Origin of the sequence: Variovorax sp. OAS795 (assembly GCF_040546685.1) — a bacterium.
Classification (GTDB): Bacteria; Pseudomonadota; Gammaproteobacteria; order Burkholderiales; family Burkholderiaceae_C; genus Variovorax.
Genome location: NZ_JBEPOH010000001.1, coordinates 2,779,749 through 2,793,568, shown reverse-complemented (window position 1 = coordinate 2,793,568; position 13,820 = coordinate 2,779,749). Strand labels below are relative to the sequence as shown.

Here is a 13,820-nt window from a genome sequence, read left to right as displayed (position 1 = left end):
GTATCAGTCGATTTCACCCAATGCCCGGCGCACCAACTCTTCCGCCGAACCGTCGTCACGCAGGCCCAGCGCACGCGCTGACGCATCGTCCAGGCGCGGATAGCGCCCGAACACCGCTTCCACCCCGGGATCGGCCTGGTACGTCACCATAGCGCGACGGTTCTCGCCGTAGTGCGCCGAGCACGTGTCGACGATTTCCTGGATCGAGAGCCGCAGCACAGGCAGTGGCCAAGCCCGCCCAGTATCCGCAGGCGCGACATCCATCACGGCCGCGTGGGCGAGGTTCTCGGCACAGCGCCGCGCCGACATCCACCATGCGGTGGCCTCGGGACCGACCGGGCAGGTGTAGGCGACACCTGCCTTCAACGCATGCAGGATGTCGCTCATGAATGCGGAGGTGAGCCCGGCGCTGCTTTTGGCGCGGGCCACGATTCCGGGGAGCCGGACCGACCGGCCGTCCAGGAGCCCGCGACGCGTGAAGTCCGCCAGCAGGATCTCGCACACCCGCTTGTGGGCACCGTAGGTGAGCGGCGGCCGCAGCGGCATCGCCGGCGTGACAAGTTCCGGTAGGTCGGTGCCGTACACCGCGATGCTGCTGGCATAGACGACTGTCGGCCTCGTGCCGCTCCCGGCCAGTGCCTCGAACAGCGACAGCGATGCGTCGAGGTTGACGCGCCGCCCGAGCGCGTAGTTCTGCTCGGATGCCCCTCCCGGGATGGCCGCGAGATGAAAGACCACATCCGGCCGGAACGCCGCGATCTTGGCCATCACGCCAGGGTCCGCGAGGTCGCCGCGAATGGCAATCTCCTCCGGCGTATCCGGCAAGCTCTGGTCGGCAAGCGCCAATGCGTCGATGCGCCTGCCGCCGATTTCCCCGCGCTCGCGCAGCAGGCCGGCAAGGTGGGCGCCAATGAAGCCGGCAGCGCCGGTGATCAGGACTCGCATCGTGTCGCTCATGCCTGAGGCGCCATCGGAGCGCGGACGATGCGCTGGTCGATGGCGCCGAACACGGCCTGGCCGTCCCGGCGCGCCTCCATCCGGACGCGGTCGCCGAAGCGCATGAATGGCGTCTTCGGTGCACCATGTTCGATGGTCTCGATGGCACGGCGCTCCGCGATGCAGGCCGAGCCCTTCTGCCCCCCTGCGTTCGAGACCGTGCCGCTGCCGATGATCGTGCCTGCGGACAGGCGGCGCGTCGCAGCCGCATGCGCGACCAGGTCATCGAAGCCGAAGTTCATCTCTGCCCCATTCGGGTTGCCGAACCATGCACCGTTGCATTCCACGTGGAGGTCAAGATGCACGCGGGCGTCCTGCCAATGTTCACCGATTTCGTCGGGCGTCACCGCCACCGGCGCGAAGCTGGAGGACGGCTTCGCCTGGAAGAATCCGAAGCCGGTCTTCATTTCGCGCGGGCCGAAGGCACGCAGGCTCACGTCGTTGACCTGCACCAGCAGCGCGATGCGGCTGCGCGCCAGCCGCGGCGAAGCGCCCAGGGGTACGTCTTGAAGAATCACGCCGTACTCGCCTTCGAAATCGATGCCATGTGCCTCGTCCGGCAGCGGTACGTCATCCGTGGCGCCAAGGAAGTCGTCGGAGCCGCCCTGGTAGATCAACGGGATCGTCTCCATGTCCGCAATGGGCGCGAGCTTGAACGCAGTTTCCATCAAGCGGCCGTGATTCAGGAAGGCGGAACCGTCGCACCATTGCGGCGCCCTCGGCAGCGGCGCTGCAGCCTGGCGCGGATCGAATGCAGATGCGCCCTCCTCCTGCCCCGCATTGAGCCGTGCATAGAGTTGCTGCAACCGCGGCTCGCACTCGGCCCAGCGTTCCAGTGCGTCGAGCAGGGTCGGCGCGATCGCCTGCGCGCTCACCGATTGCCGCAGGTCGCGCGACACCACGACGAGATGGCCGTCCTTGCCGCCCTTCAGGGATGCGAGTTTCATCGCCTCAGCCCCGCCCGGCCAGCGCCTGGCCGATGGTGGCGTCGTACGCACCGTCGATCAGGACGAAGAGCATCCGGCATGGCGCACCGGAACGGTTGGCCCAGGCATGGTTGGTGCCGCGCTGCACGACGACGCTGCCGGCGCGCAGTGGCACCTCGCCCTGGTCGAGCACCAGCGTGATCTCGCCCTCCATCACGACGCCGTAGTCGACGCTTTCCGTGCGGTGCATCAGCGGATGCGGCGCGCCACGGTCGGCCGTGGAGGCCGCCATGTCCCCGATCTCGCTGAATCCTGCGCGCAGCTGGTCGGCGCTGCGGCTGAACAGCTCGTCGCTGTCCGGCGGAATGTCGACGAAGCGGAAGCGCGTTCCAAGCGCCGGCGGCGGCAGCGTCAGCGCTCCGGTGGTCGGGTCCGGGCCGTTGTCGACGCGCACCGGCGCGCCCGTGGTCGCCCAGACCTCGTGGAAGACCGTGCCCGGAATGGCCTTGATCTCCGCCACGACGGGCAGCGGTCCATTGCTGGTGATGACGGCATTGCCGAGCGCGTCGTGGCCGGTGACCACGCGATGGATGGCTGGAAGATTCATGATGTTTCTCATTCGAATTGGAGCTTGGACTCTTTGGCGATCCCGCGATAGAGCACGAGGTCGTCGCGTATCGCGTCGGCAAAGCGGGCGGAGCTGCCGCCCTCGGGCCGCAGCCCGAGTTCTGCGAACCGCTTCTGCACCGCGGGGTCGGCCAAAGCCGCAGCGGCCGCCTTGTTCAGCTTCTCGCGTACCGGCTGAGGGGTGGTTGCAGGCGCCAGCAAGCCCACCCAGGATTCGAGCACGAAGGACTTGACCCCGGCCTCGCTTGCCGTTGGCGTGCCGGGAAAGCGCGGATCGCGCTGCCTGCTGGTGACCGCCAGCAGCTTGACATGCCCTGCGTCGACCAGCGGCTTGGCCGACGCATCGAACGCCATGTCCAGCTGGCCACCCGCGACATCGTTCAGCGCCCCTGCCGTGGACCGGTAGGGAATGTGCACGAGAAACGTTCCGGTCAGCGACTTGAAGTACTCGCCGGCAAAATGCGCGCCGCTGCCCATGCCCGCGCTGCCGTAGCTCAGCTTCCCGGGATTCTTTTTCGCATACGCGATGAAATCGGCCAGCGTGTTCGCGGGTATGTCCTTCTTCGTGACGATCTGCAGGCCATAGGTGGCTGCCATGCTGACCGGCGCCAGCGCATTCGCGGGATCGAAGGCAATCTTCGGGTCGACCACCGGGAGGATGCTGTAGCTCGAATTGGTGAACAGCAGCGTCGTGCCGTCGCCGGGCGCCTTGATGACGGCCTCGACACCGAGCCGGCTGCCGGCGCCGGGCCTGTTGTCGATGATGATGACCTGGCCGAGCTGGCGGCCCATGTGCTCCGCCATGATGCGCGCCACCTGGTCGGTGACGCCGCCGGCCGGAAAGGGCACGACCATCTTGGTTACGTTCGGCTGTGCATGGGCCATGCTGGTCATGGCAACCATGGCGATCGCGGCAAAAAGCAAGTAAAGCCACGCGGGGCGAAGCTGTTGCTTCATTTCTGTCTCCTGGTTTTTCTGGAAGGCGTCAACCGAAGGCGGGCGCCAGCCCGTCCCAGCAAAGGTACTTGATCTCGAGGAATTCCTCGATGCCATGGTGCGAGCCCTCGCGGCCAAGGCCGCTCTGCTTCACGCCGCCGAAGGGGGCCACCTCGTTGGAGATCAGGCCGCAGTTGATTCCGATCATTCCCGATTCGATGGCCGAAGAGGCGCGCCAGATGCGGGCCGCGTCGCGGCTGTACAAATAGGCGGCCAGGCCGAATTCGGTGGCATTCGCAAGCGCGAAAGCTTCCTCGTCATGTTCGAAGCGGAACAACGGCGCAAGGGGCCCGAAGGTTTCCTCGCGAGCCACGGCCATTGCCGGCCTGGCGCCCGCGATGATCGTCGGCTCGAAGAACCGGCCGCCGAGCACGTGGCGTTTGCCCCCATGCAACACGGTGGCGCCATGGGCAAGCGCGTCGGCGATGTGCTCCTCGACCTTGGCCACCGCCGCATCGTCGATCAGCGGTCCCAGTTGCACGTCCGCTTCCAGGCCGTTTCCGACACGCAGCCTGGCCACCCGCTCCACGAGCTTGGCCGCGAAGGCGTCGTACACACCCGCCTGGACCAGCACCCGATTGGCGCTGATGCAGGCCTGCCCCGTGTTGCGGAACTTCGCTGCGACGACACCGTCGGCTGCCGCATCGAGATCCGCATCGTCGAAGACGATGAACGGCGCATTGCCGCCCAGCTCCATGGAGCACTTCTTGACCGTTGCCGCTGCCTGCGCCAGCAGCAGGCGGCCGACTTCCGTCGAGCCCGTGAAGGTGATCTTGCGCACGAGCGGATGGCTGGTGAGCGTGTGACCGATGGCGCGCGTGTCGTTGCCCGTGACCACATTGAACACACCCGGCGGCACGCCGGCGCGCTGCGCCAGTTCGGCGAGCGCCAGCGCCGTGAGCGGCGTCTGGCTGGCGGGCTTCACGACCATGCTGCAGCCCGCCGCCAGCGCCGGCCCGGCCTTGCGCGTGATCATCGCAGCCGGGAAGTTCCAGGGCGTGATCGCCGCGCAGACGCCGATCGGTTCCTTCAGCACCACGATGCGCTGGGTGTCCTTCGGTGCCGGGATCACATCTCCGCGCACCCGCTTGGCTTCCTCGGAGAACCACTGCAGGAAAGAGGCCGCGTAGTCGATCTCCACCTTCGCTTCGGCGAGCGGCTTGCCCTCTTCCAGCGTGATCAGCGTGGCAAGGTCGTCGCGGTGCCGGATCATCAACTCGTACCAACGGCGCAGCACGTCCGAGCGCTGCCTGGCCGTGGTCTTGCGCCAGGACAGGAAAGCCTTGTGCGCCACTTCGACGGCGTTGCCAGTCTCGGCCTCCTTGAAGCGTGGAAGCTCGGCCAGGACAGTGTTGTCGGCCGGGTTGCGCAGCGTATAGGTGCCGTGCGGCGTGGCGCCGATCCACTCGCCGCCCACGTGGGCGACGGCGCGAAAGAGTCCCGGGTCCTTGAGGCGTTGGCGCATGATGCCTTCCTTCAGCACGGGTGGCGGCCGACCATGTAGGCGCTGTCCGGGTCCTTGGTGACCGGCAGGCCGGACGCCACCAACCCCTGGCGCAGCATCTTCATGAGGCGGTCAGGCACACGCATCGCCGGCGCGCGCAGGGGCCCGCCATTGAAGCCTGCCAGCCAGTCCTGGTATTTCCACATCGTGCGGTTCAACACGCCGGTGCCGCCCGCGTAGCTCTGTGCGGCGGCGCCGTTGGCGCTGCGTGCCGGGTTGGCCTTCCAGTACAGCGCCATGGCGGCCTCCCACTCGCCCTTGCTCGCCAGGTCGAAGGCGCGGGGGTAGTAGGTGCTCATCCATTGCGTGTTGCTGGTGCCGGAGAAGGGAATCTTCATCACGCTCATGAGCGGAATGGCATCGCCTTCGATGGGGCAACTGATCACCACCTCGTCGCGAAAGTGGTGGTACATCTCGCACAGTCCCGCGGGCAGCGGAAACCCCTGCTCCGACTTGATGGCGGCGATGTTGGGGCAGTCCTTCAGCAGGCGGCGCACCAGCTCGACCGACATGCCGGCCGGGTGGACGCGCTCGAAGCCCCAGAGCGGAATCGGGAACAGCATCACGGCCAGGTTCGTTGCGTCGCAGAACTGCTTGGTGTAGTCGTAGATCTCCTGCTCGGTCGTCGGCCAGAACTGCGGGGGATAGGACAGCAGCACGATGTCCGCGCCTGCCTTCTCAGCGAGCTTCACGGCCTCGATGTTTTCCGCCAGCGTGCCGAAAGCCGCATGAAAAAAGAGACCCAGGCCACTGCCCGCCGTGTCGCGCGCCCAGGCCGTGAACTGCGCGTTCTCTTCGGGCGTGATCGCCACTTCCGCGCAAAGCAGCGTGTAGGTGTAGCCGAATTCCTTCGCAAGCGCGATGTCGTGGCGAATGCCCTTTTCGTTGAGCTTGCGAAGGTCTGCGGAGTAGCTGGGAATGGTGACGGCGGAGCAGCCGGCGAGGTGTTCGCGCGCCCAGGCGCGGGCGTCCTTGCGTTGATAGTTGGGCATGGTTTTCCTTGGGTTTGAATTACTTGGCCACCGGCACGATGCTGTGGGCGAGTTCGGTACCGACGCCCATGGCGCGAGCGCGCGCCAGCAGCATTTCGGCGGTGATGACGTCCTGCAGCGCGGAGCCGACGGACTTGTAGAGAACGATGTCTTCCGGCTTTCGCACGGCCCTGCCTCCCACCAGGTCGGCCAGCGAGACCAGCCTGGCGGCGAAGGCCAGGCCCGCGCGTGTCGCTGCCAGCATGTCGCCGGTGTCGTGGGCGACTTCATCGGGCATGTCGGCCACGATCAGCGACGCGCGGGCGATGGTCTCTTCATCGACCTCGCGCTGCTCGGGCAGCGTGGAGCCGATCGACACCACGGTCATGCCGGGCATCAGCCATTCACCGCGAATCACGGGAGACTCGTCGCGGCTGCGCGCGGCACAGAGCACCACGTCCGCGCCATCGATCGCTTCCCGCGCCGACGCAGCGGCTTCGATCCGGAGGCCGTACTCCGCCTGAATGGAAGAGGCAAACTTCTGCCGGTTCTCGGGCGTCGGGCTGAAGACACGAACGCGCGCGACGTCTCGAACGGCAGCCAGGGCCGCGAGAAGTCCCTTGGCTTCGAAGCCCGACCCGATCACCGCCACGTTCAGCGGCTTGCGCGGCGCCGCGGCATCGACCGCGACCGCGGCGGTGACGGCGGTGCGGATGCCCGTGATGCGGTTGCCGTCGATGAGCGCGGCCAGGCCCATCGTCTCCTGGTCGAAGAGCGAGACGAGGTAGCTGGCACGACGCGCCTTCATGCTGGCCGAGATCAATTTGCAGCCCATGTGCCTGCCGCTTGGCGACACGGCCGTGAGTCCGCGCAGCCAGGTGCCGTCGCCGCGCGCCATGGAGCGCGGCGGCACCATGGCCGCGGCCACGGTGCCGGCGTACGCAGCCCGCAAGGCATCGAAGGCAGCGCGCCAGTCGGTCAGCCGTGCAACGTCGGCGTCCGTGAGGAAAAGGGTCGGCGGCACCTGGATGGTGTCCGCGAAGAGGGGGGTGCCCAAAGCGATGTCTCCTGTAATGGACACGATCGTAGGCAGCCGCCCTCCCCCTGGCGACCCGTCGGCGACGAAAGCAGCTTTCCCGAACCGGGATATCTGGCTAGCTCTGCCGTGCCGACTTGAGCATGGCTGGCGCCATGGCCTTCAGCAGCCGCATGACTTCCCAGGTTGCCTTGGTGTGCGCACGGTGCTGGGTGATCCCGAGGACGATCGCCCGCGACAGCACGGGGCGCACGATGCGAATGGCCGCGAGCCGGCGCGCCTCGTTGGCCGTCAGCGTGCCTGCCGTGATGGCAAAGCCCCCGCCGCTCGCCGTGATCTCGTGCTGCAGCCGGATCGAGTCGGCTTCCAGCACCTGCGTGATCGTCACGCCCTTCTGCCGCGCGAGTTTCGCAAGGCGTGCGCGCAGCGGGTGCGGCTCGCTCGGCAGCACCAGGGGCAGCCTGGCCACGTCCTCGAAGTCGATCGTCTTGCGCGCTGCCAACGCGTCCTTGGCCGGCACCACCAGGTACAGCGGCAGACGCGTGAGCACGGTCTCTTCCGGCGCGGCGGTGTCTTCTTCCCGGAGCAGCAAGGCAAGGTCGAGCCGCCCCTGGACCAGCCACTCTTCCAGTTGCGCACTCGACCCTTCGGTGAGATGCAGCCGGACCAGGGGCCACGACTTGCGGACGGTGGAGAACAAGGGACCGGCCAGCATGCCGACCGTGGAGGGCAGCAGCCCGACGCGCACGTCGCCGACAGGTGTGCCGCTGCTCGTGCGCATGTCGTCGGCCAGTTGCTCCGCATCGCGGATCAACGCCGTCACGCGCGGGTAGACCTGTTGCCCGAACTCGGTCAGCACGACGCCGCGGCCCGTCCGCCGGAACAGGCGCGTGCCCGACTCCTGCTCCAGCCGCGTGATGTGCCGGCTCACCACCGACTGCTGCATGTCGAGTGCAAGCGCGGCACCGGAGACGCTACCGGCGTCCGCCACCTTGACGAACAATTGCCATTTGGGATCCAGGATGTTCTGCACGTGCGCATTGTGCACAGGACAACCACCCCACCTTGCACGCCGGGATTTGAGAACCTGTCTATGCAGCGAACGCCCCGGACAATGCTCGTGCCAGATCTTCCCGCAGATCTTCAGCGCTCTCCAAGCCGATGGAGAAGCGCAGCAGATGCCCGGCATAGCTCTGCTTGCCGCTGCGGATGCTGCCCATGTCATAGGGCATGACCAGGCTCATGGGACCGCCCCATGAGAGGCCGATTCCGAATAATCGAAGACCATCACAGAAAGCATCGAGTTGTGCAGGGCTATGGGACTCGTCGACAAGAACCGAAAAGAGTCCAGCGGCTGCGCCGCAATGCGACGCCCAGTGCTCGTGCCCGGGACAGGATTCCAGGGCGGGATGCAGGACCCTGCGAATCCCGTGCTGTTCGGCCAACCATGCGGCGAGCTCCCGCGCCGTGGCGTCGTGCAGGTCGTAGCGAGCCTTGATGGATGCCAGGCCGCGAAGCACCAGTTCTACATCGTTGGCGCCCACGCCCATGCCCAGGTCCAGGTAGGCGGTGCGGAGCTTTTCATGCAGCTTGTCGTCGTTGGTGATGATCGAGCCCATCAGGACATCGGCACCGCCTGAAGGGTACTTGGTCAGGGCGTGAACGCTGATGTCCACGCCCATCTCGAACGGCGCGAATGCGATGCCCGCCCCCCAGGTGTTGTCGAGAGCCACGACCGCGCCCGCGCTTTTGGCCGATGCCACGAGTGAGCGAAGGTCCGGAAATTCCATCGTGATCGATCCCGGCGCCTCGACCCAGACCAGCTTGGTACGCACGCTGAGCCTGGCCTGCAGATCGGAAACATCCAGGGGGTCGTAGCACTGATGCGTGATGCCCATCTGTGAAAGGGTCGCGCGCGCATGGCGCAGCGAGGGCCCATAGACATTGGTGGGCAAAAGCACCTCGTCGCCGCTCGACAGCAGGCCGAGATTGACCAGGGCAATGGCCGCCTGCCCGCTCGGGCAGAGCAGGCAGTGCCGGCCCCCTTCCAGCGTGCACAGGCGCTGTTCAAGGGTGTACGTCGTCGGTGTGCCATAGAGGCCGTAGCTGTACCCGTCGCGGTGACCGAATGCCTTGGCACGCTCGCGCACCGTTGCCGCGTTGGGAAACAAGACGGTCGACCCCTTGAACACGCCGGGGGGAACTGCCTGGTAGCCGGCCGGCGGGACGTAGGCGTGGTGGATCAGCCGGGTGCTGATGTCTTGAGACATGGCGGGAGTTCTTCATGCAGGATCGGGAGCTTCAATGTATCGGAACATGAGGCGGGCACCGGTGCCGCCGCCCCCGGCAAATCCGCACGCCGGGTTGCGCCGATGCGGCAAGGCGTCCTCACGAACGCATGTCGGCTAGCCGCGCGGCGCCGCGTCCACAGGGCCGTTGAGCCATTCCTGCTTCGACTCGAAGAGCCGATGGAGATATTCGGTGACCGCCCGGATGCGGGCCGAGTATTGGAGGTCATGGTGCACGCTCACCCAGAGCGTCCGCGTCACCTTCGCCGTGTTGGCAAGCACCGGAACCAGCGTGTCCTCCTTCACCACGGAGAACTTGGGCAGCAGCACCAGGCCGAGCCCCGACGCCGCGGCGGCCATCTGCGCCAGCATGCTGTTGGATTGGAAGCTCATCGAGGGTCTTGCGACCAGCTCATCGAGCCAGCGGACCGCGTCGAGCTGGATCAGATCGTCGAGGTATCCGACGAACTGGTGCTTGGGCAGATCGGACAGACCCGCGGGCACTCCGTGGTTCTCGAGATAGTTCGGCGAACCGTACAGGTACAACGCGAACGAGCCCGCTGGCTCGCACGCCAGGCCCTGGCCGATCGGCTTGAAAAAACTGACGAAGACATCGGCTTCCCTGCGGCTCACGTTGACGATGGAGGAAGACGTCACCAATTCCAACCGCAGCCGGGGGTACGTCCGCAGTAGCGGCGCGAGATGGCGGGCCACGAACATGGCGCCGATGCCCTCCATCATGGCAATACGCACGCTGCCCGACGGCTCCCGATCGGTTCCGCCGAGCTCCTCCTGCAGCGACAGGACGGCGCGCTCCATGTTCTCGGCCTGGAGGGCAAGGACATGGGCCAGCTCGGTGGGCTTGAGTCCAGTGCGGTGGCGCTCGAACAGCGGACCACCGAGGCAGAGTTCCAACTGCGAGAGCCTTCGGCTGACCGTGGAATGATCGATGTGAAGCTGCCTGGCTGCCTGGGAAAGACTCCCGGTCCGGTTGATATGCAGGAACAGGCGCACATCGTCCCAATCGAGGTTGGCGAGGGGTACCTTCTTGGTCGTCATGCGGCCTTCTCGTGCGTTGTCGTATGCAATCCTGCTCCATCGGCCCGGCGGGCCGGTTGTTCCTGGATAGCATTTCACAACGAGATGCGCAATACAAGGGAAAGCGAAGCGGCGCACGGCCGCTTCCCGTTTGAACCCGGCGCCTGGAAGATTGCCTGCGCGAACTCAGCCCGTCGGCTGCTCGACGTGCGCCTGGCGCCGATAAAGGAAGTCCATCAGTGCGCGCCTGCACTCCGCATAGGTCGGATCGGTCGCCAGGCTGACGCGGTCGCGCGGTCGCCCGATCGGCACGTCCAGGATCTCCCCGATACGTGCCGCGGGACCGTTGGTCATCATGACGATGCGGTCTGCAAGGAGCACCGCCTCGTCCACGTCGTGCGTGACCATGACGACGGTGCTTTCGGTTTTCTGGACGATGCCGAGCAGTTCGTCCTGCAGCTTGGCCCGCGTGAGCGCGTCGAGCGCGCCGAACGGCTCGTCCATCAGCAGGACCTGCGGTTCCATCGACAGTGCCCTGGCGATTCCGACGCGCTGCTTCATGCCGCCGGAGATTTCGCTGGGCTTCTTGTGCGCTGCCTGAGTCAGGCCGACCATGTCGAGCGCCGCCTGGGTGCGGTGATCGACCGCGGAAGCGGACTCTGCCCGAAAGACGCTGCGCACGGCCATGCGCACATTGTCGAAGCAGCTGAGCCACGGCAGGAGCGAATGGTTCTGGAACACCATCGCCCGCCGAGGGCCCGGTCCCTGGATGATCTCTCCGTCGCACGAGAGGGTTCCCGCGGTCGGCGATGCCAGGCCGGCGAGCAGATTGAGGAGCGTGGATTTGCCGCAACCGGAGTGGCCGATCAGCGCAACGAACTCGCCTCTGCGGATCTCCAGGTTGATCTCGCTGAGCGCCGGAAAATCGCCCTTGGGCGTGCTGAAGGTCTGCCGCACACCGCAGACGCGCAGAAACCCGGGCGTGGCCGTGGAGGCCGTGGAAACAGGGGAGAAAGTTGGCCGCAACATGGTCTGCCCCTTCATTCACGGAAGCTCAGGTGCTTCATCAATGCACCGAGCAACTGGTCGAGCACCAGGCCGACGACGCCGATCATCACGATGGCGACGATGATGCTTGAGATCTGCAGGTTGTTCCACTCGTTCCACACGAAGAAGCCGATGCCGCTCTGGCCCACGACCATTTCCGCCGCCACGATCACCAGCCAGGCGATGCCGATCGAGATGCGCATGCCCGTGAGGATCATCGGCACCGCCGCCGGAAAGACGATCTTGCGCGCGCGCTCCAGCGGCGTGAGTCCGATCACGCGGCCGACGTTGGTCCAGTCCTGGCGCACGCTCGCGGTGCTGTACAGGGTGTTGATCAGGATGGGCCAGATCGAACAGATGAAGATGATGAAGATCGCCGAGGCGCCGCTGTCCTTCAGCGTATAGAGCGCGAGCGGCATCCAGGCCATGGGCGAGACGGGCCGCAGCAGCTGGATGAAAGGATTCAGCGCCTGGCCCAGCCAGGGAACCAGTCCCAGCAGGAAGCCCAGGGGAACGCCGACCAGCACGGCCAAGGCGTAGCCGCTGAACACGCGCCTGAGCGAATCGAGCAGATGCCAGGCAATGCCCAGGTCGTTCTCGCCGTTGCGGCGGAATGGGTCCGCAAACAGTTCGCCGGCGCGCTTGAACACGTCGATGGGGGTCGGAATGGCCGAGCGCTCCACGGAGACACCGGGGCTCTTGCCCATCAGCTTGTCGTAGTCTGAAAGCTCCACTGGGGCGCTGCCGCCGCCGGTGGAGGCGAGTGCCTGCCAGATCGCCAGCAAGAGCAGGCCGATCGCCAGGGTGGCCAGCCAGGAGCGTGAGGTCGAGATCGCGCCTTGCATGATCAGGCCTTGCCCAGCGACTTCAGATAGTCGGCGGGACGGTCGGAGTCGAAGCTCTTGCCCAGGATGGTTTCCTTGCGGAATCCAAGCTCGGGTGCCTTGCCGCCGCGCTCCTCGATGAGGCGCTTTGCATCGGTGGCCAGCATGACCTGGCGGGCAAGGCCCTTGTAGTCCAGGTCCTCCTTGATCATGTTCCATCGGCGCATCTGGGTCAGCAGCCAGACGGCGCTCGAGTAATGCGGAAAGGGCTGGAAGTCGATGCGGCGCGGCAGGCTCTTCACTTTGCCCAAGCCATCGGCGTACTTGCCGGTCAGCACCTGGTCAACCACAGTTTCGGGTTGATTGAGATACTGCGGCTGGGCAAGGATCTTGGCCATCCCCACACGATTCGCGGGCTCGGACACATGCAGGCTCGCCGCGATGATCGCGCGGTAGGCGGCCATGAAGCTGTTCGGATGCGCCTTGATCCAGGCCTCGGTCGCCGTCACCGAGCAGCAAGGATGCTCCGGCCAGATCTCGCTCGAGACCAGGTGAATGAAACCCGCGCCTTCGTACACGGCGCGCTGGCCGCCCGGCTCCCCGCCGAAGAAACCATCGATGTTGCCCACGCGGAGGTTGGAGACGTATTCGGACGGAGGAACGACGCGGTAGGACACGTCGCGGTCCGCGTCCAGCCCTGCCGATGCGAGATAGTGGCGCAACTGGAGCATCTGATGGGATTGCTCGAACGGCACGGCAAACCTGAAGCCCTTCCAGTTCTTAGGATCGCGGTTGTCCTTGTGCTTCATCGCAAGGACCAGCGAGTTGCCGTTCTGGTTGAGCACCGTCATCACACGGGCCGGGATGGGAGCGCCGCCGATGCCGGCCGACATGGCCAGCGCAACCGGCATCACCTGCTGGGAGATGTCCAGTTCACCGTTGACCATCTTGTCGCGGATCAGCGCGATGCCGGCGATCTTCTGCAGGCTCAGCTCCAGCCCCTCGCGCGGAAAGAGTCCGAGCTGCTCCGCATAGATCAGCGGCGTTGCGCAGGTGATAGGCAGGAAGCCGACGGCGAGCCGCTTTTTCTCCGGCGCGCCTTTGCTGTTTCGCTCCTGCGCGACGGCGGCAAGCTGGGTCAGCGGCGTGAGCGTGGTGAGTGCGGCCAGCGCCCCTGCCCTCCCCAGCGTCTTCACGAAAGCCCGCCGCAGGCTGCGCTCGGGAAAGAGGCCGTGCAGCATGCCCTGGGCCATGGCGCCGGCCAGCGCATCGTCGGCGTTTGCAGGCTGCCCCGCGAGGCACTGCTCATCGTCACCGTGGGCACTGCCACAGGCGCAGAGGCCGGTGCGGGAAAGGCGAACATACTCGTGCGATGGGTCCATGGGCCCTCCAGGTGGGTTGAACGGATCAGGTCCGCGACATGGCAATGGTGAGCATGTTCCGCGCAAATAGCCCCGGGAAAATTCGCAACCCGCTGTGCGCAGATCCTGCATGGAACCGTGGAGCCCGCAAAAATGCACCTCTTGTTGCGTTTTTCGAGCATCTGTGCAGCTGTACCGGCCACTAT

13 protein-coding genes are annotated in these 13,820 nt (G+C 66.0%); all 13 read right to left on the bottom strand.

Going from position 1 to position 13,820, the window contains the following annotated elements; genetic code table 11:
* Positions 1–3: 3 nt before the first annotated feature.
* Complete coding sequence (locus ABID97_RS13410; protein WP_354398956.1) at positions 4–957, bottom strand: NAD-dependent epimerase/dehydratase family protein; 954 nt, start codon at positions 955–957, stop codon at positions 4–6.
* A complete protein-coding gene (locus ABID97_RS13405) occupies positions 954–1,943 on the bottom strand; it encodes a fumarylacetoacetate hydrolase family protein (protein WP_354398955.1) in 990 nt (329 codons plus the stop codon). Before ABID97_RS13405 ends, ABID97_RS13410 begins: the two co-directional genes overlap by 4 nt.
* 4 nt (positions 1,944–1,947) lie before the next feature.
* On the bottom strand, positions 1,948–2,529 hold the full coding sequence (locus ABID97_RS13400; RefSeq protein WP_354398954.1) for a cupin domain-containing protein: 582 nt from the start codon (positions 2,527–2,529) through the stop codon (positions 1,948–1,950).
* Between the two features lie 8 nt (positions 2,530–2,537).
* Entirely contained in the window at positions 2,538–3,506 is a 969-nt protein-coding gene (locus tag ABID97_RS13395; RefSeq protein WP_354398953.1) for a Bug family tripartite tricarboxylate transporter substrate binding protein, read from the bottom strand.
* Between the two features lie 28 nt (positions 3,507–3,534).
* Positions 3,535–5,010: an NAD-dependent succinate-semialdehyde dehydrogenase gene (locus tag ABID97_RS13390; protein ID WP_354398952.1), complete on the bottom strand. Its 1,476-nt coding sequence runs from the start codon at positions 5,008–5,010 to the stop codon at positions 3,535–3,537.
* Between the two features lie 11 nt (positions 5,011–5,021).
* A complete protein-coding gene (locus ABID97_RS13385; protein WP_354398951.1) occupies positions 5,022–6,041 on the bottom strand; it encodes a dihydrodipicolinate synthase family protein in 1,020 nt (339 codons plus the stop codon).
* 19 nt (positions 6,042–6,060) lie between these two features.
* A complete protein-coding gene (locus ABID97_RS13380) occupies positions 6,061–7,077 on the bottom strand; it encodes an ornithine cyclodeaminase family protein (protein WP_354398950.1) in 1,017 nt (338 codons plus the stop codon).
* Positions 7,078–7,174: 97 nt separating this feature from the next.
* On the bottom strand, positions 7,175–8,089 hold the full coding sequence (locus ABID97_RS13375; RefSeq protein ID WP_354398949.1) for a LysR family transcriptional regulator: 915 nt from the start codon (positions 8,087–8,089) through the stop codon (positions 7,175–7,177).
* Between the two features lie 58 nt (positions 8,090–8,147).
* Positions 8,148–9,326, bottom strand: a complete 1,179-nt coding sequence (locus ABID97_RS13370; RefSeq protein WP_354398948.1) for a PLP-dependent transferase — start codon at positions 9,324–9,326, stop codon at positions 8,148–8,150.
* Positions 9,327–9,461: 135 nt separating this feature from the next.
* A complete protein-coding gene (locus ABID97_RS13365) occupies positions 9,462–10,403 on the bottom strand; it encodes a LysR family transcriptional regulator (RefSeq protein ID WP_354398947.1) in 942 nt (313 codons plus the stop codon).
* A 165-nt stretch (positions 10,404–10,568) separates the two neighbouring features.
* Positions 10,569–11,411 (bottom strand): ABC transporter ATP-binding protein, encoded by an 843-nt coding sequence (locus ABID97_RS13360; protein ID WP_354398946.1) that lies wholly within the window; start codon positions 11,409–11,411, stop codon positions 10,569–10,571.
* Between the two features lie 11 nt (positions 11,412–11,422).
* A complete protein-coding gene (ntrB, locus tag ABID97_RS13355; RefSeq protein ID WP_354398945.1) occupies positions 11,423–12,274 on the bottom strand; it encodes a nitrate ABC transporter permease in 852 nt (283 codons plus the stop codon).
* Positions 12,275–12,276: 2 nt separating this feature from the next.
* On the bottom strand, positions 12,277–13,746 hold the full coding sequence (locus ABID97_RS13350; protein ID WP_354398944.1) for a CmpA/NrtA family ABC transporter substrate-binding protein: 1,470 nt from the start codon (positions 13,744–13,746) through the stop codon (positions 12,277–12,279).
* Between the last annotated feature and the right edge of the window lie 74 nt (positions 13,747–13,820).